The organism is Fibrella musci, from assembly GCF_041321105.1.
Taxonomy (GTDB): domain Bacteria; phylum Bacteroidota; class Bacteroidia; order Cytophagales; family Spirosomataceae; genus Fibrella; species Fibrella musci.
The window spans coordinates 42,713-63,740 of record NZ_JBGGWD010000006.1; the positions used below are offsets into that span (position 1 = coordinate 42,713).

At 56.4% G+C, this 21,028-nt stretch carries 19 protein-coding genes and 1 tRNA gene; 8 read left to right on the forward strand and 12 right to left on the reverse strand.

The annotated features are described in order from the left end of the window. The first annotated feature begins 2 nt into the window (after nucleotides 1-2). From ACAW74_RS19670 to ACAW74_RS19685, 4 genes are read left to right on the forward strand one after another with little or no spacing between them, the layout of a single operon-like run. Entirely contained in the window at nucleotides 3-3,236 is a 3,234-nt protein-coding gene (locus ACAW74_RS19670; protein ID WP_370699936.1) for an efflux RND transporter permease subunit, read from the forward strand. Between the two features lie 12 nt (nucleotides 3,237-3,248). Beyond that, nucleotides 3,249-3,560 carry a DUF952 domain-containing protein gene (locus tag ACAW74_RS19675; RefSeq protein WP_370699937.1) on the forward strand — a complete coding sequence of 104 codons (312 nt, stop codon included), beginning with the start codon at nucleotides 3,249-3,251 and terminating at the stop codon, nucleotides 3,558-3,560. A gap of 55 nt (nucleotides 3,561-3,615) precedes the next feature. Beyond that, nucleotides 3,616-4,716, forward strand: a complete 1,101-nt coding sequence (locus ACAW74_RS19680; RefSeq protein ID WP_370699938.1) for an efflux RND transporter periplasmic adaptor subunit — start codon at nucleotides 3,616-3,618, stop codon at nucleotides 4,714-4,716. A 52-nt stretch (nucleotides 4,717-4,768) separates the two neighbouring features. Then, nucleotides 4,769-6,217: an efflux transporter outer membrane subunit gene (locus ACAW74_RS19685; RefSeq protein WP_370699939.1), complete on the forward strand. Its 1,449-nt coding sequence runs from the start codon at nucleotides 4,769-4,771 to the stop codon at nucleotides 6,215-6,217. A gap of 148 nt (nucleotides 6,218-6,365) precedes the next feature. On the opposite strand, the gene ACAW74_RS19690 is transcribed toward ACAW74_RS19685, so the two are convergent. The 10 genes from ACAW74_RS19690 to ACAW74_RS19735 all read right to left on the reverse strand — a co-directional run bounded on the left by ACAW74_RS19690 (nucleotide 6,366) and on the right by ACAW74_RS19735 (nucleotide 14,013). Beyond that, the gene (locus ACAW74_RS19690) at nucleotides 6,366-7,136 is read right to left on the reverse strand and encodes a hypothetical protein (protein ID WP_370699940.1); all 771 of its coding nucleotides are present in this window, start codon (nucleotides 7,134-7,136) and stop codon (nucleotides 6,366-6,368) included. A 78-nt stretch (nucleotides 7,137-7,214) separates the two neighbouring features. Next, entirely contained in the window at nucleotides 7,215-7,841 is a 627-nt protein-coding gene (locus ACAW74_RS19695; protein ID WP_370699941.1) for a DedA family protein, read from the reverse strand. 102 nt (nucleotides 7,842-7,943) lie between these two features. Continuing rightward, nucleotides 7,944-9,830, reverse strand: coding sequence for an ABC-F family ATP-binding cassette domain-containing protein (locus ACAW74_RS19700; RefSeq protein WP_370699942.1), 1,887 nt, complete (start codon nucleotides 9,828-9,830; stop codon nucleotides 7,944-7,946). Nucleotides 9,831-9,984: 154 nt separating this feature from the next. Beyond that, a tRNA-Gln gene (locus tag ACAW74_RS19705) sits at nucleotides 9,985-10,055 on the reverse strand. Between the two features lie 218 nt (nucleotides 10,056-10,273). After that, nucleotides 10,274-10,564, reverse strand: coding sequence for an Asp-tRNA(Asn)/Glu-tRNA(Gln) amidotransferase subunit GatC (gene gatC / locus ACAW74_RS19710; protein WP_370699943.1), 291 nt, complete (start codon nucleotides 10,562-10,564; stop codon nucleotides 10,274-10,276). A 29-nt stretch (nucleotides 10,565-10,593) separates the two neighbouring features. Continuing rightward, complete coding sequence (locus tag ACAW74_RS19715) at nucleotides 10,594-11,361, reverse strand: lysophospholipid acyltransferase family protein (RefSeq protein ID WP_370699944.1); 768 nt, start codon at nucleotides 11,359-11,361, stop codon at nucleotides 10,594-10,596. A 13-nt stretch (nucleotides 11,362-11,374) separates the two neighbouring features. After that, nucleotides 11,375-11,728 carry a DUF5615 family PIN-like protein gene (locus ACAW74_RS19720; RefSeq protein ID WP_370699945.1) on the reverse strand — a complete coding sequence of 118 codons (354 nt, stop codon included), beginning with the start codon at nucleotides 11,726-11,728 and terminating at the stop codon, nucleotides 11,375-11,377. After that, nucleotides 11,728-11,964 (reverse strand): DUF433 domain-containing protein, encoded by a 237-nt coding sequence (locus tag ACAW74_RS19725; protein ID WP_370699946.1) that lies wholly within the window; start codon nucleotides 11,962-11,964, stop codon nucleotides 11,728-11,730. Before ACAW74_RS19725 ends, ACAW74_RS19720 begins: the two co-directional genes overlap by 1 nt. A 60-nt stretch (nucleotides 11,965-12,024) precedes the next feature. Beyond that, the gene (purH, locus tag ACAW74_RS19730; RefSeq protein ID WP_370699947.1) at nucleotides 12,025-13,542 is read right to left on the reverse strand and encodes a bifunctional phosphoribosylaminoimidazolecarboxamide formyltransferase/IMP cyclohydrolase; all 1,518 of its coding nucleotides are present in this window, start codon (nucleotides 13,540-13,542) and stop codon (nucleotides 12,025-12,027) included. A gap of 72 nt (nucleotides 13,543-13,614) precedes the next feature. Continuing rightward, nucleotides 13,615-14,013 (reverse strand): hypothetical protein, encoded by a 399-nt coding sequence (locus ACAW74_RS19735; protein WP_370699948.1) that lies wholly within the window; start codon nucleotides 14,011-14,013, stop codon nucleotides 13,615-13,617. Between the two features lie 388 nt (nucleotides 14,014-14,401). Here ACAW74_RS19735 and ACAW74_RS19740 point away from each other — a divergent pair, with 388 nt between their 5' ends. Further along, nucleotides 14,402-16,024: an MATE family efflux transporter gene (locus ACAW74_RS19740; RefSeq protein WP_370699949.1), complete on the forward strand. Its 1,623-nt coding sequence runs from the start codon at nucleotides 14,402-14,404 to the stop codon at nucleotides 16,022-16,024. 61 nt (nucleotides 16,025-16,085) lie between these two features. Here ACAW74_RS19740 and ACAW74_RS19745 read toward each other — a convergent pair whose 3' ends face one another. Then, the gene (locus ACAW74_RS19745; RefSeq protein ID WP_370699950.1) at nucleotides 16,086-16,478 is read right to left on the reverse strand and encodes an Hsp20/alpha crystallin family protein; all 393 of its coding nucleotides are present in this window, start codon (nucleotides 16,476-16,478) and stop codon (nucleotides 16,086-16,088) included. Nucleotides 16,479-16,742: 264 nt separating this feature from the next. Between ACAW74_RS19745 and hemC the strand changes: the two genes are divergently transcribed. The 3 genes from hemC to ACAW74_RS19760 all read left to right on the forward strand — a co-directional run bounded on the left by hemC (nucleotide 16,743) and on the right by ACAW74_RS19760 (nucleotide 19,518). Further along, nucleotides 16,743-17,669 carry a hydroxymethylbilane synthase gene (hemC, locus tag ACAW74_RS19750; protein ID WP_370699951.1) on the forward strand — a complete coding sequence of 309 codons (927 nt, stop codon included), beginning with the start codon at nucleotides 16,743-16,745 and terminating at the stop codon, nucleotides 17,667-17,669. Nucleotides 17,670-17,697: 28 nt separating this feature from the next. Continuing rightward, nucleotides 17,698-18,138, forward strand: a complete 441-nt coding sequence (locus tag ACAW74_RS19755) for a GNAT family N-acetyltransferase (protein WP_370699952.1) — start codon at nucleotides 17,698-17,700, stop codon at nucleotides 18,136-18,138. Between the two features lie 72 nt (nucleotides 18,139-18,210). Further along, nucleotides 18,211-19,518 (forward strand): ABC transporter permease, encoded by a 1,308-nt coding sequence (locus tag ACAW74_RS19760; RefSeq protein ID WP_370699953.1) that lies wholly within the window; start codon nucleotides 18,211-18,213, stop codon nucleotides 19,516-19,518. A 103-nt stretch (nucleotides 19,519-19,621) separates the two neighbouring features. Here the strand turns inward: ACAW74_RS19760 and ACAW74_RS19765 are convergent, their stop codons facing one another. Beyond that, nucleotides 19,622-21,028 (reverse strand): carbohydrate porin, encoded by a 1,407-nt coding sequence (locus ACAW74_RS19765; protein ID WP_370699954.1) that lies wholly within the window; start codon nucleotides 21,026-21,028, stop codon nucleotides 19,622-19,624.

A 21,028-nucleotide genomic window follows, 5' to 3' on the forward strand; every position in this document is an offset into this window, starting at 1 on the left:
TCATGTGGATTGTACGCCTCGCGCTTGAAAAAAAATATACCATTGCGGTGATGGCGCTGCTAATCCTCATTATGGGGACGGTAGCGAGCCTGCAAATGCCCACCGACATCTTTCCGCGTATCAACATCCCCGTCGTGACGGTGCTGTGGGGCTACTCGGGCCTGTCGACCAACGAGATGGAGAAGATGGTGACCAACTTCTCGGAAACCTCGCTGATTAACAACGTGTCGGATATCCAGCGGGTCGAATCGCAGACCTACAACGGTACCGCCGTTATCAAGCTTTATTTCCAGCCGACCGTCAAGATTGAAGAAGCACTGGCGCAGGTCGCGGCAATCTCGCAGACGATCATCGTCAGAATGCCACCCGGCACGCAGCCCCCACTCATCGTCCGCTATAACGCGACCGACGTACCTGTGTTGCAGCTTGGCCTCTCGTCGGACAGCCTGACCGAATCGCAGATTACCGACTACGCCGCTACGCGCATCCGGCCGCAGATTGCCACCGTGTCGGGGAGCCGGATGTCGCAACCCTTCGGCGGACGTACCCGGCAAATCATGGTTGATCTGGAACCCGAGCAGTTGCTGGCCCACGGACTTACGCCCGAAGACGTGACCAACGCCGTGTCGGCCCAAAACCTGACGCTGCCCAGTGGTTCGCTGCGGATGCAGGAACGCGAGTACACCGTGCGCCTCAACAGCAAACCCGACGTGATTTCGACGCTCAACGACGTACCTATCAAAGTGGTTGGCGGCACCACCGTTCACATGCGCGATGTCGCTAACGTACACGATGGCTCAGCCGTGCAGGCCAACGTGGTAAAGCAAGACGGTAGCCGGGGGGTGCTGCTGAGTATTGTGAAAACAGGGAACGCTTCCACCACGCGTGTAGTCGATGAAATCAAAAACCGGGTGCTGCCTACCGTGCGGGCCTCGGCACCGTCGGGGCTGCGGCTGGTCGATCTGTTCGATCAATCGGTGTTTGTGCGGGCGTCGATCAAGGGCGTCGTGGTCGAGGGCATTATCGCGGCTTTACTTACGGCGGCCATGATTCTGCTCTTTCTGGGCAGCTGGCGCTCCACGCTCATCGTCGCCACGTCGATTCCGCTGTCCATTCTGGCCTCACTCACAACGCTGTACCTGCTGGGTGAAACGCTCAACATTATGACCCTCGGCGGGCTGGCGCTGGCTATCGGGATCCTGGTCGATGACGCCACGGTAACCATCGAAAACATCCACCGAAACGAAGAGCTGGGCCTGCCACTCCGGGAAGCCATTCTGGTCGGGGCGGCGCAGATTGCCACGCCTACGCTGGTCGCAACGTCCACTATCTGTATTGTGTTCGTCTCGGTGCTCTTTCTGGAAGGACCGGCGCGGTTCCTGTTCGGGCCGCTGGCGATGGCCGTCGTGTTTGCCATGATCGCGTCGTATATACTCTCCCGGACGCTCGTGCCAATGATGGCCGACCTGATGCTGCGGGGGGAAAAGAAGCACGGGGCAGGGAATGCCTCTGGCGCAGGGATGGCGGGGGATGGCTTACAAGAAACCCCTGCGCTCCCTGCTACCCCTGCAATCCCCGCGCCAGAGGCACCCCATGCCCAAAGCGCTTTCAACCGGGGCTTTGATCGCTTCCAGAACAACTATATGAAAGGGCTGACCTGGGCGCTCAATAACCGCAAAACCGTATTGGTGCTGTTTGCGCTGATGGTAGGCGTTACGGTGGTGATGCTGCCGTTTGTAGGGCGTGATTTCTTCCCGCACGTCGATGCCGGGCAGATCAAACTACACTTGCGGGCTCCGGTGGGGGCTCGGCTCGAAGAAACCGAACGCGTAGCCGCCGAAACCGAAGCCATCGTGCGCGAAACCATTCCCGAATCGGCCATCGAATCGGTTATCAGCAACATCGGGATCACGTCGGAACGGTACAACTTCATCTTTACTGATAATGCCGCAGCCGGTCCGGGTGATGCCGAACTACTGATTTCGTTGCGGGAAGATCGTGAACTTCCTACCGACGACTACGTGCGTGAATTGCGTAGCCGCCTTCGCGACGAGATGCCCGACGTGACTTACTTCTTCCTGGCGGCCGATATCGTGAGTCAGATTCTAAACTTCGGGCTAACCTCGCCAATCGACGTGCAGGTGAGTGGGTTCGACCGGGGTAACAACCTCAAGATTGCGCGGGAGCTTCGGCAACGGATCGCCCAGATTCCTGGCACGGTCGACGTGCACCTGCACCAGGTTCTCGACGCCCCCGAACTATTCCTGACCGTCGACCGGGAGCGGGCGGCCCAGTTTGGACTGACCGAGCAGCGCGTGGCGACCAACCTGAACATTTCGCTCAGCGGCACGGCGCAGGTACGTCCCAACTTCTGGCCCGATCCGGTCACGGGCTTCCCTTACCTGATCGCCGTACAGACGCCGCCCTACCAGCTCGATTCCTACGATAAGCTGCTTCGCACGCCGCTCATCAGCAACCAGCAAACGCTCACGCCCCAACTGCTCAGCAACGTAGCGACGATCAAACGAAGCACCACGCCGCAGATTATCAACCGGGTGAACACACAGCCGACCTACGACGTATACGCCGCCGTCGAGCGTACCGACCTGGGTTCGGTGGCTAAGGAATTGGAAAAGCTGGCCAAGGAGTTCGAACCACAGCTCAAGCCGGGCAACAAGATTGCCATTCGTGGGCAGGTCGAGAGTATGGAAAGTGCCTTTAGCCGTCTGGGCATCGGTATCGTGTTTGCGGCGGTGCTGGTGTATCTGCTGATGGTCGTCAATTTTCAGTCGTTCAAATACCCGTTCATCATCATCACAGCGCTGCCCGGTGCGCTTTGCGGCATGGTCTGGATGCTCTTCCTGACCGGCACCACGTTCAGTATCCCATCGCTGATGGGCGCCATTATGAGCGTGGGGGTTGCCACGGCCAACTCCATCCTGATGGTGAGTTTCGCCAAAGACCACCTGCCCGACGTCGGTAACAACGCTTACGAAGCGGCCCTTGAAGCCGGCCGGACGCGTCTACGCCCCATCCTGATGACGGCCATCGCCATGATTATCGGGATGTTGCCGATGTCATTGGGTTTGGGTGAAGGGGGTGAACAGAACGCGCCCCTGGGCCGGGCCGTGATTGGCGGCCTGCTCCTGGCGACCTTTACCACACTGCTGTTTGTACCCACGGTATTTAGTTATTTAGCTACTTCCAAACCTATAAGGTCTTCTGAGACCTTATAGGTTTTCGCCAATATGATCTACCACATCACAACCCGCACGGATTGGGAAAAGCAGGCTAATGAACTGCTTTACGAAGCCGGCAGCCTGCACACAGAGGGGTTCATTCACCTGTCGACAAAAGAGCAGGTCGCGGGTGTATTAGACCGGTATTATCAACACGTACCTGACTTGTTGCTGTTGCACGTCGACCCCAATAAACTGACCGGCGATCTACGCTACGAAGTCGCAACGAATAACGAACACTTTCCGCACCTCTACGCGGCGCTCAACAAAGACGCCGTAGTGAAGGTGGAACCCATAACGCCGACGCTCCAGCTTCGGTGATAAAGGCATTTCGATTGAATCATGGCCGGGGCTGAAGCGTCGGCGTTACTGTCCTATGAAACGATTACTCCTCTTCCTGATTCCGCTCGGCCTGGTGGCGCTTTTTGTCTTTGTGGGTGTACTGCCGCGCATCAAAAACCAGCAGGAGCTTCGCGCTGAGGCCGAAGCCGAACGTACCCGTGAGCTGATTGTCAATGCCGTGCCGCTTCGGCAGGGTAACGACTCGACCGGCCTGACGCTGCCCGGGCAAATCCGGCCATTTATGGAAAGCCCTATTCGCGCCCGTTCACAGGGATTTGTGCGCAAGCGGACAGCCGACATTGGCAATACCGTTCGGCAGGGGCAGGTGCTGGCCATTCTCGACGTACCTGAAATTGAGCAGGACATCGCCCGCGCCCGCGCCGACCTGGATCTCGCTCAGACCAACCTCACCCGCGTAACGAGCGTGACGCTGGCCGGGGCCATTTCGAAGCAGGATATCGACAATCGCCGCGCCGCCGTGCAGGTAGCCGAAGCCAACCTGCGCCGTTTTCAGTCGGTGCGGGGCTTACAGGAAATCCGGGCGCCCTTTACGGGCATCATCACCACCCGGGGTGTGGAAGTGGGCGATCTGATCTCGCCAACGAGCCCGCAGCCCATGTATACACTCGCCCAACTCGACCGGCTGCGTGTGTTCGTAGATGTACCCCAGTCGTATTTTCAGCAAATCAGCGTGGGGATGCCCGCTGTCGTGCAGATTCCCGAATTGCAGAATCGCACCCTCACCGGTACCGTAGCCCGTACAGCTGGCTCGCTCAGCAGCGATTCGCGCACGTTGCTGACCGAAGTGGTTATTGCCAATCCGGGCCGTAAAATTCCGGCGGGGCTCTACGCGCAGGTGAAATTCGCACCCCGTGGCAGTGCTGGTGCTAGCGTAATGCTGCCGGCCAACGCCTTGAAAATGACGCCGCAGGGCGCACAGGTGGCTATTTTGGAGCCTGATATGAAAGTACGTTTTCAGGCCATCAAGCTAGGCCGCGACTACGGTAACATGATCGAAGTGACCACCGGCCTGACGGGCTCCGAGCGCGTGATCACCAACCCGAACGACCGCCTGCGCGACGGCATGAAGGTGCGCCTCCGCCAGCAAAAAGCAGCTAAGCCCAGCGCGGCCTAGCCTTAAGAGTAATGCCGTGTCGGACCTGGAATCCGGCGCCCTACCGAGACTTATGAATCGACTTATTTTACTCTTTTTAGTAACGGGCACGGTCACGTTCGCGCAGGTATCGCCACCGAGTGGGGCCGTGACCTTGCAGCCCGGTGCGGGCACTGTGCAGCCCTCGACCCCCGCTACATCGGCGAACGTACCTGTCGGGAACGGGACGGGCAATGCGAATGCCATTAGTGATCTACCGACTAACGGCGTGCTGCGTTTCAGCGATCCCATACTGGCCGATCTGGTGCAGCAGGGCCTGGCCAACAGCCCCAATCTGCGCGCCGCTGTCAGTCGCATTGAAGAGTCGCGGGGGCGTATCCGGATTGCGCAGTCGTTCCTGCAACCATCCATCCGCAGCAGCGCCCTCATCACCACGCAGAGCCTGTCGGAGCACCGCCCCGTAGCCATTCCAACCGCCACCGACCGGCTGCCGCGCTTTCAGCTCAATACGTTTCAGTTGTTGCCGGTCGATGCCAGTTGGGAACTCGACGTGTTCCGGCGCATTCGGGGGGGCGTCACGGTGGCGCAGTTGCAGGCACAGTCGTTCGAGGCCGATCTGAACGCGCTGCGCCTTACCCTCGCCGCCGACATTGCGCGGACGTACTATCTGATCCGGGGGAACGAAGCCGAGCAGGCTGTTTTCCTGCGCAACATCGCCGCCCGCGATTCAACCGTGCGGATCGTCCGCGAGCGTTTCCGGGTGGGGCTGGTCAATCAGATTGATGTGCAGCGGGCCGAAACCGATCTGGCCCAACTGCGGGTGCAAATCTCGGGCCTGCAACGGGCGCGGGTCGAGCTGGTCAATGCGCTGGCGCAACTCACGGCGCAGGACCCGGCTACGTTTACCTTGGCAACAGGTACGTTGCCTGCCTCGGTACCTACGTTTCCTTACGCCAACATTCCGCCCGATCTGCTCCGTCGTCGTCCCGATCTGTTGCAGGCCGAGCGCGCCATCCAGGTCGCTGACGCCCAACTGTTGGTGCAGCAGGCGAGTACGCAGCCGCGCGTTACGCTTGTGGGATCGGGCGGTGTGCTGTCGGGACAGATCGCGTCGTGGTTTGTGCCGACCAGTGCTACGTACCTGCTGGGCGTCAATGCGTCGGTACCGATCTATGAAGGGCGCCGTAACCGCGAAACCGTGGCCCTTTCGAAGCAGCAAACCCGCACGAGTCAGCAGGTGTACGAGCAGACGCTCCAACTCGCCCAGCGCGAAGCCGAAACAGCACTGGATAACCTGACGTACCTGCGCGAACAACTCAACCTGCAAAACCAGACTGTTGCGCTGGCCCGTACCACCGAACAGTATAACCGGGAACTGTATGTGAAAGGCTTTACCACGTACCTGGAAGTGCTCGACGCTCAGCGGACGGTATTGTCGGCCGAACAGCAGGCCGTTCAGCTACGCAGCCAGGAAGTACAATACGTAGTGTCCCTGCTGCGCGCACTGGGCGGTGATTTTTAAGTGCAGTCAACTACAATAGGTCCAGGCTGCTGGAAAATCAGATGCCGGAAGCATAGTTATGAAACTAAAAAGGACCTCGACACAATCGCGTCGAGGCCCTTTTTGATGATGTACTGGCGGCTCGGGGACTAGGTCCGTTGAGCCCATCTTATTTTTTCGCAAGACCCGCCGATGTAATGGCTAGGCTGGTCAGATCTAGTTTGAACAGCGAACGAAACGCCTTGTCGACCAGCGAGGCGTAGGCCGGTAGCCCGCCCACCTTCATGGCGTCTTTCCAGCCCGCATTAAGCAACACCGTTCTGATTTTTAATTCCTCGGCGTTGACCGTCCGGGCGGAGGCATCATTGGCCAGCTTCGTATCGGCAAGGGCATTGGCCCATTGCTGCCGTACCCCCGCAATCTGAGCTGACGATAAGTCCGTCTGTTTATTATTGACAATCATCCAGCTTTGCACCGTATAGGCAGCCAGCACGTCGGCCAAGTTGTTGGTCGCCAGGCCAGTGCCCGAAAGCAGCCCATTGAAGATAGCATCGTAACGGTACTTCGTGAATTGCTCACGTAACTTGGCGGCCAGACTAGCGTTCGTTTTAGCCACTGACTGAATATACCCATTGAGTATCGATGCTTTCTGGGCGTCGGTCGCTTTGTAGGTGTATGTAGCCACCGACACGGTACGGCTCGGGCTTGACGTAGTGGTCTTGCTGCGCGACCTGCTTTTCAGCTTATCGGCGCCCGTCATCCGCTCAATCTGATAATTCATGATGGCGGTGTTCGTCGTATTCATGGTCATGTTGGCGTAGTCCATGGGCGTCGGACCAATCCAGTCCTGAGCGAGTGTCGGAGCCGAAACGCCGAGAATCAAGCCTGCGCTGAGCGCAATGGCGAATCGCCGGGAAGCATTACTGCGTTCTTGGTTCATCTTCTTTGTCGTTTTACTACGGTTTACACTGAGCAGGCACAGTGCCACAAGAAGAGAAGTACACGTGCGGTTCTTGGGCTATGCCTGCTTTCGGGAGTTTAGATACCCCTTGATCACTGTAAACGTAGTAACACCCAGAAAGAAGAGAATGATCCAGTGAACATAGTTGATGATGCCCGGAAACTGCACGCCAAAGTAATAACCACCGCCTACCAGCACGAACGTCCACAGCGCGCCGCCGATGAGGTTGTAGCTCATGAAGCGGATAAAATTCATGTGGATGATGCCTGCCAGCAGGGGCGCAAACGTACGCACAACCGGCAGAAACCGAGCGACAATCAACGCCTGATTGCCGTAGCGCTCAAACGTCTTGCGTGTGTTGGTGATGTATTCCTGCTTGAAAAACAGCGAATCGGGCCGATTTTGAAGCCGTCTCCCAAAGAAATAGCCAACTCCGTAACCCAACAATGCGCCCAGTACCGCCGCGCTGAAAATGCAGGTCAGCAACAGCAGCAGCGATACCGCCAACACTTTGGTGCCCGCAAACACACCCGCCAGAAACAACAGGTAGTCGCCGGGCAGAAAGAAACCGAAAATGACGCCGTTCTCGATGAAAACGATCAGCGTTACAACAACCAGCCCTCCGGTTCGAATAATCTCCTCCGAGTTGAGCAGGTAGCGGAAAAAGTCAACGATCTCTTGCATACGTAGTGAATGAACAATGTAAAGTGAATAATGTACAACGGCCCTGCTTTAGCGCCTAATTGTACATTGTGCCGCGCGGCGGACCGCATCATACATTGTACATTAAATAAACTCCGCCAGCGTGAGCCAGCGGTCGGTTTTCTGGGCAATCTGGTTATCGAGTTGCTCGATCTCCGTGGCCCAGGCGGTGAGTTGTTCGTGGTGGCCGCCGCCGTTCAGCAAGTTAATCACCTCGGCCTTTCGTTGTTCCAACTGCTCGATTTCGCCCTCCAGCGACTCGTATTCGCGCTGTTCTTTAAAGCTTAGCTTTCTTTTCTGAGTAGGCGCTTCTGGTTTTGCTGCCGACAGGTCAGCCGGGGCCAGTTTATGGCTGGCTGAAGCCGATTCTTTAGTCGCTGTGTTTTTCTTCGGTTGGGCATCGCGCCACTCGCGGTAATCAGTGTAGTTGCCGGGGTAGTCGCGCACTTTACCCTGCCCTTCCAGCACAAACACGTGTTCTACGAGCCGATCCATGAAATAGCGGTCGTGGGTCACAATGAGCACGCAGCCGGGGAAATTCAGCAGAAAATCTTCCAGCACGTTGAGCGTCGTGATGTCAAGGTCGTTGGTCGGCTCGTCGAGAATCAGGAAGTTGGGGTTCTGCACCAGCACCAGCAGCAGTTGCAGCCGCCGTTTTTCGCCGCCACTCAGTTTGGCCACAAAGTCGTACTGCTTCTGCCGGTCGAACAGGAAGTGATGAAGCAGTTGGCTAGCCGTGATGGTTTGGCCGTCGGCCAGTTTCATCACTTCGGCCACGTCCTGCACCACGTCGATCACCCGCTGATTGTCGGGAATGTCGAGTTCGCTCTGCGTGTAGTAGCCAAATTTAACCGTACCCCCCGCCACAATCTTACCCGAATCGGGGCGCAACTCGCCGGTGAGCATGTTGAGCAGCGTGGTTTTGCCCATGCCGTTCTTACCGATCAGCCCTACGCGATCCTGCCGTTTGAAGGTGTAGGTGAAATGATCGAGCAGCACTTTATCGCCGAAACGTTTGCTCAGGTTCTCGACTTCCAGAATCTTGCTGCCCAGCCGTGACACACGCAGGTTCAGGTCGAGTTCGCCTTCCGTGCGCCGGCCTTTTACCTTGCCCTCCAGGTCTTCAAACGCATCCTCGCGGTATTTGGCTTTGGTGCCCCGTGCTTTGGGCTGACGACGCATCCACTCCAGCTCGCGACTGTACCGGTTTTTGTTCTTCTCGAATTCGGCGGCATCGGCGGCCAGCCGTTCGGTTTTCTTTTCCAGAAAATAGGCGTAATTACCCTTGTAAGCGTATAACTGCCCACCGTCGAGTTCGACAATCTGGTTGCAAACGCGATCGAGGAAATACCGGTCGTGCGACACCATCAGCAGCGTACCGTTCTGCGTATTCAGGAAGCTTTCGAGGTATTCGATGGCTTCCAGGTCGAGGTGGTTGGTGGGCTCGTCGAGAATCAGCAGGTCGGGATTCTGAATCAGCACCCGCGCCAGGGCCACGCGCTTCCGCTGCCCACCCGACAACGTACCCACGCGCTGCTCTACGTCCTGAATACCCAGCTCGCCCAGAATCTGCCGGATCTGGGCTTCGTAATCCCAGGCCTCGAGCTTCTCCATCTGGTTCATGGCGCGTTCCAGAGCGGCGGGGTCATCGTGGGTAAGCGCTTTCTCATAAGCGCGTACAGCGTCGAGTTGGGCACTTTCGCCCGCCAGCACTTCTTCCATCACCGTCAGCGCCTCGTTGAGGTCAGGCTGCTGATCAAGGTAGCCCACCGTGATGTCTTTCCGAACGCTCACCAGCCCGTCGTCGGGTGGGGTGGCTCCGGCCAGAATCGACAGCAGGCTCGTTTTACCCGACCCATTGGCCCCCACGATCGCAATTTTATCGCCCCGGCTAATGCCAAAATTGACGTTTCGGAAGAGGGTCCGGTCGCCGTATGTTTTCGACAGATTTTCGGCTGAAAGGTAATTCATGGTTATTGATCTTAACGCGAAGGCGCAAAGGATGTCGCAAAGAACGCAAAGCCCTTTTACAAGAAGATAAACGTCGCGGCCTTTGCGATGCTCTTTGCGCCTTCGCGTTGAAAAACAAAAAAAGCCGATTCGGTGAGGAATCGGCTTTTGTAAGTAGCTCGACCAGGATTCGAACCTAGACAAACAGAACCAAAATCTGTCGTACTACCCTTATACTATCGAGCTATTTCGCATTTGCGAGTGCAAAGATAACAAGCCGGAAGGTCTAAAATCAAGCCAATTCAGAAATTTTTTGCCCCTTGTAGAGACGCAATCCCTTGCGTCTCCCCCGCGTCAGCAATAGAATTTTCCTATCTGGTTGATTGGCAATACGTTATTGCTATCGCTGAGCAGACGCAAGGGATTGCCGCACCGGCGGACCGGTCTCTACGAAGGTCCAACCCTTACATAACCTTCGTTACTTTGAAAAACTGCTCGTCGTGGGCGGGGGCGTTGGCGAGGGCCTGCTCGCGCGGTAGCTGATTGGCCACGACATCATCGCGCAACACATGTTCGTCGTTCAGTTCCGACAGGTGCGTGAGGGGTTCAACGCCCGTAGTGTCTACTTCATTGAGTTGCTCCATCCAATCAAGCACGCTGTTGAGGCTGCTAAGCATGGCGGCTTCTTCGTCAGGCCTAACCTCGAGCCGGGCCAAATGGGCAATCTTGTGTAAGGTTTCAGTATCGACTTTCATAGGTACGTTCAAGGTGTAAAGTGCAAGGCTCAACGTTGAACACTGGACGTTGGACTTTGAACTAGTAATGCTTCTTCAATGACCCGGTAGGTACGTTCGCGGAGGTCATCGACGTCTTTGGAGGTCAGACCGGCGGTGGCGATGGGTTCGTGGACAATGATTTTGACGGCCCCCCAATGCACCCGAAACGGACTAGCATCGGGCAAGTGTCGGTAGTTATTCAGCAGCGTGACGGGCACGATGGGCACCTGCTGCTGAATCGCCATCGTAAAGGCGCCGTCTTTAAACGGATAAACCATCGTGGGGGGCGAACCATCGGGTTTCAGCGGGGCTTTGATGCCGCCTTCGGGGAAAATAATGATACTTCGCCCGCTCGCCAGCGTCCGCATGCATTTAGCGAGCGAGTAAGCGCGGCTCTCGGCGCTCGACCGGTCGACCATCACGTGCAGCTTGGCAAACATGTAGCCGAAGAGCGGGATCTTTTTCACCCCGATTTTCCCGATGAACGCGTAAAGGCCAGGGATAATCACGCCCAGCACGGCAATATCGAGGTAGGAGAAATGGTTGGCGCAGTAGACGTAGGCCTTGCCACGCTCGGGCCGGAACCGCCAGTCGACCCGGATGGGCATACCCACCAGCGGAAACGCCAGATACCCCCAGGTACGTATGGCACCGTGAGCTAGCCGCAGCCCGAACGAGCTTTTGTTTGAGGCCAGCCAGCTACCCAGCAGCACAAACGGCACCATCAACAGAAACGTCAGCGAAAAGACCAGTACGCACCAGGCCGTGTAAAGCATCGATTAATCAAGTTTAATGAAGTACCTGCATCCCGGCCTGACTCAATTCCACCACACTGTTCTGTGACAGCTGTTGTATCAACTCTGGAAGTATCTGACGGAAAAGGTCTAACAGGGCTTTGTTTTTTATGTTGCCGGTCACGACATAGATCAGCTTGGGCGGTTGATTACGCAGGATAAAACTAGCCAGGAAATCGGCGTCTTTAGTAATAACGGTATAGCCCTCTTCAACGCTTTTCTGGATGATGGCTGTATCGGTAATTTGATGTCCCGTTCCTAACGACAACGCGTGAATGGCTTCATGCCCTTTACTGATGAGTACCTCGCAAAGCAAAGGGGGCAGCTGCTCATCAACCAGAAAGCGCATCAGGCAGCAGATATATGTGGAATAAATTGAAAATTTACCAGGCGCGTGGCATAGGCCAGACACGCTCGCACGTCGTCTTCTTCAAGATTGGGGTAATCTTCTTTTAGCTCATCGAAGGTTGAGCCGGCACTCAATAACTCCAGGATCGTAGCCACCATAACACGCGAATGGCGAATGGTAGGCTTGCCGTGGCACACTGCCGGGTTGAGTGTAATGCGGTGAAGTAAGGAGTCCATAGAAGAAAACGGGTTCAACGTCCGGGAGTCGATGCTGACTCCCGGACGTTGAACGTCTTATTAATGTTTAAAATGCCGTATGCCGGTCGTGACCATGGCCAGCCCGTGCTGATTGCAATAGTCGATGCTGTCCTGATCGCGGATGGAGCCGCCGGGTTGCACAACCGCCGTAATGCCCGCTTTGTGCGCAATTTCGACGCAGTCGGGAAAGGGGAAGAACGCGTCGGACGCCATCACTGAACCCGTCAGGTCAAAGCCGAACGAATGGGCTTTCTCGATGGCCTGCCGCAACGCATCGACCCGGCTCGTCTGCCCGACGCCGCTTGCCAGCAACACACCGGGCTTAGCCAGTACGATGGTATTCGATTTGGTGTGTTTGCACACCTTGAGCGCGAATTCGAGGGCCGTCAGCTCGTCGGCTGTCGGGGCTTTTTCGGTAACGGTCTTAAACTGATCGGCGGTTTCGGCGACGTTATCCTTATCCTGCTCGAGCACCCCGTTCAGAATGGTTTTGACCAGCTTGGTAGGCAGCTCAACAGGCCGGCGGGTCAGCAGAATGCGGTTTTTCTTCGATTTGAGCAGTTCCAGAGCATCCGGTGCGTAGGCGGGCGCAATCAGGATTTCCATGAACAGCTTGTTCAGTTCCTGCGCCGTTTCCAGATCGACAGGTACGTTGGTAATGACCACGCCACCAAAGGCCGAAACCGGATCGCAGGCTAGTGCCTTGGTATAGGCTTCCACGGCCGTGGGGGCCGAGGCGATGCCGCAGGCGTTGGTGTGCTTAATGATCGCGAAGGTGGGGCCGTCGTTCCGGAACTCGTCGATCAGGCCTACGCAGGCGTCAACGTCGACCAGATTATTAAACGACAGCTCTTTGCCATGCAGCTTGTCGAACATGGCGTCGAGGTCGCCGTAGAACGTCGCTTTCTGATGCGGGTTTTCGCCGTAGCGTAACGAGACCCCACCCCGGCCCTCGCCTTGGTAAGGGGAGGGAGTTACTCCCGCAAACCAAGCGTTGATGGCGGTGTCGTAGTGCGACGTTGTGGCGAAGGCTTCCATCGCATAGCGCCGCCGCGTTTCCAGGTCGGGCTGCCCGTCTGTTTCGGTGAGTACGCGCAGCACGTCGGCGTATTGGGTACGTGACGAGACGATGAGCGAATCCTGGAAGTTTTTGGCGCCCGCCCGGATGAGCGAAATGCCCCCGATGTCGATTTTCTCGATGATATCGTCAGCCGATGCGCCAGACGCTACGGTTTCTTCAAACGGATACAGATCGACCACCGTCATGTCGATGGCGGGGATGCTGTGCTGTTGCGCCTGCGCAATGTCGCCCTCGTTGTCGCGGCGATAAAGAATGCCCCCAAAGACAGCCGGGTGTAGCGTTTTGACACGGCCTCCGAAGATCGACGGGTAGCCGGTGAGCGATTCGACGGGAATAACGGGAATGCCCAATTGTTCGATGAACGTCTGGGTACCGCCCGTCGAATAGAGTGTAACGCCCTGTTCGTGAAGCAGTCGGACAATGGGTTCGAGGCCATCTTTGTAATACACAGACAGCAGCGCAGCAGAAATTTTCATCAGGATTGTAAAATGGAGTAACCGAACCCGGCAGGCTCGCTACCCGGTTCATTAACAGGCCACAAAGATAACCTAATCTGCTGCGATCTTTTTGTATAAGCGCTGGGTACGTATCCGCAGATCGGCTTCGGTATGCTTTCCGCTGGCCAAATTAACCAGCTCGTCAGTGAGGGCCACCAGTTCACCCATCAACGAGTGCGGCGATGGCGAATAGGTTTTGCCAGACCAAACGCGCCCACCGTCTGAAGCCACGAAGTCGTAAGTAATGCCATCGACGCCCTCATCGAGTTCGAGTAACGCCGGTAACCCTGCCATCGCGATTGGGCGTTTGCGTTTCGGGTAATGCGCCTGATTCGTGCAGGTAATGAGCAACTCGGTTAACTGCGCAAACAGCGATGGGTCGATCAACCGCCGTCGCTCGACAAGCGGTAAACTAGCTACGCTATCAGTTCCATTCGGTTGCTTTAACAAGGACCAAATGATGCGATGACAAGTACGAAACGCAAGTGTGTAATCCGGCCCTTTCCGGGACAACAGGAGTATATATTCTGGCCGAAACGAAGGCCGAACTACGATTAAAGCCATCTGTCCTCTGTCGTCGCTCAAGCCGGTTAGCAATTTCTGCCGTACCGTGCGGTGGTAGGCCTGTTCAGAACCTGAAGTTGTATAATAGCCATCTGTGGGTACTAAATGAATCTGGGCTATTGCGGCGTGGCCTTTAAGGACCAATACGATAGGCAAGACGAGGCAGAAGCGCATGGCCCGTGAATGGGGTTATCGACAAGTGGATGCGTTAATTTTTCTCTTTTCATAAGGCGTCGGTATTGGTGGACGCGAAGAAGCCAGTTCTACGGACGGCATGTGTCATCGGGCTGATGTATGGTGTACTTTTGCAACGTACCTGGCGGGGCTGGGTACGTTCCCGACGAGACTTTTACTTCCCTTGAGTGCATTTAAGAAATTAGCCAGCGATACGGCCCTCTACGGTATCAGCACCATTGCGGCGCGGTCGGTCAATTTTTTGCTGACGCCCATCCAAACCTATGCGTTCAAGCGGGCAGGTACGTTGGCGTCGAACGTGACGCTGTATGCGTGGATCGGCGTCTTGCTAACAATTTACACGCTGGGGCTGGAAACGGCCTTCTTCCGGTTTGCGGCGCGCAACAAAGGAGCCGAAAATGAAGCCGAACGAACACTGGTCTTTAGCCGTACGCTGAGTATCGTAGCGACCATCAGCGTGGTGACGACCGCACTTATCCTGATTTTTTCGGTGCAGCTTGCGCAGGCAATGGGCTACCCCGACGAAGTGCTGTTCATTCAGTGGGCGGCCTTGCTCGTCGGGATCGACGCCATCATGGCGATTCCATTTGCGCGGCTGCGGGTCGAGGGGAAGGCAAAGCAGTTTGTGGTTGCCAAACTCATCAATATTGGCCTGAACGTGCTGCTAAACGTGTTTTTCGTGATTCTCTGCAAAGACATCACCGAGGGCGATTACCTGCCTCAACTGCAACCGCTGGCGGCGTTTTTCTATCGGCCCGGCATCGGCCCCGGCTACATCTTGCTGGCCAACCTGCTGGCCAATGCGCTTTATTTCCTGATTCTGCGTAATGCCTTCCGGGGCTTTCGGTTTACGCTGGCGTGGCCCGAAGCCCAAACGCTCATCGCGTATGCGTTCCCCATTATGCTGACGGGGCTGGCGGCCGTGCTCAATAACCTCACTGACCGGCTTTTCCTGCGCGAGTTTTTGCCCGATAACTTTTATCCCGGTCGCTCGGCTGACTGGGCGCTTGATGTGTACGGTCAATGCTTCAAGCTATCCGTCTTCATCAGTCTGGCGATTCAGTCGTTTAAGTTTGCGGCCGAGCCGTTCTTTTTTGGGCAGGCCGAAAACAAGGAAGCTCCCGATTTATTGGCGCGGGTCACCAAGTGGTTTATCATCGTGTGCGTATTGCTATGGGTAGCCGTGAGCCTGAACATGGATCTGGCCGGGCTGCTGATCAACGCCGAACGGCGGGTGGGGCTGAGTGTGGTGCCGCTCCTGATGCTGGGCAATCTGTTTCTAGGTGTGTATTATAATATATCATTCTGGTTCAAGCTATCAGACAAAACGAAGTATGGCACGCTGATCACCGTAGTGGGGCTCGGGGTAACCTTCCTGCTCAACTGGCTGCTGATTCCGCAAATGGGCTATATGGGTTGTGCCTGGGCGTTTCTGATTTCCAGTTTTGTGATGATGGCCCTGTGCTATGCACTGGGTGAGAAACATTATCCGGTACCTTACAACGTGGCGTCGGCAGTTGGGTACGTTGCCGGTGGGGGCCTGCTGATTTACCTGGCGTCGTTCATCCAGATTCATAACCTCTGGCTGGCCATACCGTATCATCTGGCCCTGTTTGGCCTGTTTATCGGCTGTATGGTGGCGGTAGAATGGGATACTATAGGGCCGTTGGTGCGTCGGGCAAAAAAAAGCCCAACCTCGTAAGGCTGGGCGGCACGCATCTATGGTTGACAGGGCAACTTAGGTAGCCCTGAGAGGCAAAACATTAGAAGAGATTTTTGATATCGATCTTGCGGTGCAGATGCTCTTCGTCTTTGAAAGGCAGGTACACCATCACCTGACCGTGTTCGTGCTCAGCTTCGATCTGCTCGGCATCGACAAACTCAGGAATGTCTACCACTTTCAGGAACATCGGTACGGCAAGACGTTGCGACGCTTCGTCGCTATCCTGTACCAGTAAGGTATACAGTACCAGTTTACTGCCTTCAACCAGCACATTGAATGCGTTGGCACTAACACCAGGGGCCGACAGCTTGATGACCAGACGCTCGTCTTCACGTTTTACGTCCATACTGGTCATACTCGACCCACCATATAAGGTGTTCAGCAGGTCGATCTGACCGCCGTTCCCTTTAAACACATGATCTATGGCTCTCATCGTATTGGTTGTTTACTGTTCGTACTACCCAATAGTCAAATCCTGTGCCGACCTGAAAAATGACCAGATTTAACGTCAATGTGGCAGGCGAAATGGCCTTTGTAGCTCAGAATCGGCCTTTTTGGCGGAATGTTGCTTCGTTTAGGGTATGTGTGGGGGTGCGGAAACAGTGTGGCAGAAATTACGCAGAATTGTAGAGACCACGACGGCCGACAATCCGCTGTGGCTCATCATGCATCAGCCAATGCGTTGTACCTTTGCACCATGCATATTCGGATTGGAACCCGTAGCAGTCGGCTGGCACTCTGGCAGGCTGAATACATACAGGAGTTGCTTCAGGCAGGCGGATTAACGTCTGAATTGGTATTGATTGAAACGAAAGGCGATCAGATTCTGGATCGGTCGCTGTCGAAAATCGGGAGCAAGGGCGTTTTTACGCAGGAACTGGAAGATCAGCTCCGCGCCGGACAGATCGACATCGCCGTACATTCGGCCAAAGATCTGCAATCGAGCCTCCCCGCCGACCTGAGCATCATTGCCTTTACGGAACGCGAACGGGTAAACGACGTGCTCGTTAGCCGTAATACTACACTCTCGCTCACAAGCGGGCAGCCTTTTGTGGTGGGTACGTCGTCGACACGCCGGGTTGCCATGCTGAGGCAGTATTGTCCCCATATTAAAGTCGTAGACATGCGTGGCAACCTGCAAACGCGCCTGCGTAAACTCGACGAGGGCCAATGCGATGCGCTGCTGCTCGCCTACGCTGGGGTTCACCGGATGCAGTACGACGACCTGATTGCCGAACATTTGCCCACCAACGAGTTTACGCCCGCCGTAGGGCAGGGGAGTGTGGCGATCGAAGCCGCCGATACATTGCCCCTCGACAAACTCGACGCCGTCCGCCGACTGACCAACCACGAACCGACCGAAGTATGCCTGAAAGCCGAACGCGCCTATCTGCGGCGGCTGGAAGGAGGGTGCAGCATTCCGGTGTTTGCCCTGGCTACCCACACGAGTGAAGGCGACGTTAGCCTGACGGGCGGCATCATCAGCCTTGATGGCGACGAGTGGCTACGCGAAACCTTTGTTGGTCCTCCCGCTGAGGCTGAGCAACTGGGGCACGACCTCGCCGAAGCCGTACTGACGCGAGGTGGCGACGACATTCTGCGCAGCATTCGGGCGGCACTGTAACGGCTTCACACGACTCTCATCCATCGTTATGCTTATTCGTCTTGCCCAAACCGAAGCCGATCTGCGCCGTTGCCTGACAGCCCTGTTGGCCCTGCGCCCCCACCTGACCGCCGAACAGATTTTGTCGCTTGTGCAGGAGCAGCAGGCCCACGAGCGGTTTAGTGTGGCTTTTGTGGATCTCGGCGACGAAACTGACGCGCCCGCGGTGATCACCTTCCGGAAGATGACCTTGCTGGTGTCGGGAAAAACAATCTATATCGACGATCTCTCGACGCTGCCTGCCGCGCGGGGCAATGGCTATGCGGGTGCGCTGCTCGACTTTGTGATCGACCACGCCCGGCAGGCTGGTTATCAGATGGTTTCGCTGGATTCGGGGCACGGCGAAAACCGGGCCGATGCACACCGCCTCTATCTGAATAAGCGGTTTCGGATTAGCAGCCATCATTTTTCTCTACCCATCAACGGCTAATCCACGTCCGCGAAGGGTTACGTTACCGAAGCCCCGCCATAGATCGTCCGTTTACTCGTTCACTCTTTACTTATGAACCTCGCCAAGATTTCGTGGAGTAACCTGAAAGACAAGCCACTGAGCAGCTTCCTGAGCGGGCTGCTGATGACGCTGGGTATTGCCATTATTTCGTTGCTGCTGCTGCTCAACAAGCAGTTGCAGGATCAGTTTAGCCGCAACGTGCGCGGCATCGACATGGTTATTGGGGCCAAAGGCTCGCCGCTGCAACTGATTCTGTCGAGTATCTATCAGATCGACTCGCCCACGGGCAATATTCCGCTTGAAGAGGCCCAGCACCTGACGCGCAACCCGCTTGTTAAAACGGCGATTCCGCTGGCGATGGGCGACAGCTACCGGTCTTTCCGGATTGTGGGCACCAACCAGAAATACCTCGACCACTTCGGGGCTACCGTCGGGCAGGGGAAACCCTTCTCGGCCGATCTGGAGGTGGTGATCGGCCCCCGCGTGGCCGACATTACGGGCCTGAAGGTAGGCGATTCGTTTGCCAGTCAGCACGGGCTGGATGCCAATGGGGAAGAACATGGCGACAAAAAATACAAGGTAGTGGGTATGCTGGCTCCCAGTAACAGCGTTTGCGATCAGCTCATCCTGACCAACGTATCGAGTATTTGGGCCGTGCACAACCACGAGGAACACGAAGAGGGTGAAGCCGGCCACGACGAGCATGAGGGCGAGGCGCACCATGAAGAGGTAGCCGCTAACGTACCTGCGGGCATGGCCGCGCCGGATGGCGCTGCGGTGGCGGACGAAGGCTCCGATGAGCACGAAGCTGGCCCCGGTCCCGAGATCACGGCCATGCTGATCAAATTCCGTAACCCGATGGGCATGATGCTCAAGCGGGGCATCGACAATAACTCGAAACTTCAGGCAGCCCTGCCTGCCATCGAAGTAAACCGGCTGTTTGAACTGTTGGGCGTTGGGGTACAAACCCTGCGCGGTCTGGCTCTGGCCATTATCATTGTGGCGGGGATCAGCGTGTTTGTATCGCTCTACAATTCGCTCAAGGAACGCCGCTACGAAATGGCGCTGATGCTCTCGATGGGGGCCACGCGGGCGCAGTTGTTCGGTATGTTATTGCTCGAAGGCCTGGTGCTGGCGCTAATCGGCTTTGTGGCCGGGCTGGCGATTAGTCGGCTGGGGCTGTGGTTGTTGTCGCAGTTTGTCGAGGGCAATTACCACTACAGCCTCGCCAACCTCGCTATCCTGCCCGACGAATGGTGGCTGCTGGCCGTGGCAGTTGGCATTGGCGTGATTTCTGCCGCCCTACCCGCGCTGGGCGTCTACCGCATGAACATCTCGCGCGTGCTGGCAGAAGAGTAAAAAAACAGTTCTCTGTTTACAGTTCACAGTCCACTGTTGGCTGGTGCAAGCTTACTCCGGCTTTAGCCAACAGTAGACTGTGAACTGCAAACAGAGGACTGTTTTAGAATTCGACGTGGGTACGTATGGCGAACAGGTTTACCGGACCGCGATCACCGTTGTAGCCGGGGTTGTCGATCAACTGGTAGTCGGCGGTTAAGAACAGAGTACGGGTGAGGCGGGTCTTGTAAAAGACTTCCAGAATCTGCTCGGTCTGGTAATTGGGTAGTCGGCCGTCGCCGAGCATAAAGGCTGTGCCCCCCGCATTCAGGAAAGCCACATGTTCGGGCGACAAGCCGTTGACGACCCCAGCGATACCCAGGGCGTCTTCGGGCCGCCCCCAGGCATGACCAGCCAGAAAAGCACCCGCTGCCAGGCTCCGGTCGATTTCGGTAAAAGCCCAGGTAGCCGTTTTACCATCGTTCCAGCTGACGCGGGCAAACAGACCACTATTCCGCGCGATAGGCTGCTCGAGACTCAGCCCAACGCCATATTTCACGCCTCCGTATTGCTCACCGTATATAATAAGCGGACGGTCCGGGTTGTAGGTGCCAGTAAGCAACCGTTGCGTGGCATCGGCATAGTTGGGCGCTTTCGAGGTGTTGCGGAACCCAAGCAACCGCACCGTACCGGGCTGTTTCAGCAGCCGATACCGGCTTTCCAATTCAACCGTTAGTCCGCCCGACTGCCCTATGTTCCAGTCGAGAATGCCTCCGTTGGCTGTCTTGGGCATGAGGCTGTATGCCATGCGTAGTTCGTAGGCGGGCCGAACGTATTCCATCGCCAGCCCCCAGGTGTAGCCACGGGTGTTGGCGGGGTAGTCCCAGGCGCCGTAGCTCATCAGCGACCAGTTCATAAACTGGGTACGTGGGTCGTGCGAATACCGATTATTGTCGAAAATGTCGGCCACCGAAAATTTGCCCGCCGTAACAACCACGCGGGCGTCGGGCCGTTGCTGCTTCACATGGTTGGCTTCCGACTCAATGTTTTCGGGCTGAGCGCCGGGCAGCGCAAATACCTGTTCCATATAAAAGCGAGCCACATATACAGCGGGTTTGGCACTCCCGATCCGAAACGACTCGCCGTTGGGAAAGCCCCCCAGTCCCACCGCCGCATTATACAGGTCTTCATCGTAGGGCGCAGCCGGGTCGCGGTGACCTACCCCCCGCCCCCCGGCAATCTCCGGGTTAAGATAAAGGCCGGCTCCCTTCCAGAGCCGACGGCCCACAAACAGAGTTGTCGTGACCGAAAGCGTGGTGTCGGGGAGGTCGCTGAGCGTATTGCGGCCAACGTACCCAGCGCCCCTGAATCCTGTATGGCCCTGCACAATGGTCGTGAATTGGTAATGCAAGCTCCAGTTGCGCGATGAATCCAGGTAGTTGTTGTTATTGTCTTTCTGCGCGTTGGCGGTATAGGAAAGCACGAAAAGAAGACTGGCAAAAAGAGGGGTACGACTGATAAAAAAGCGCAT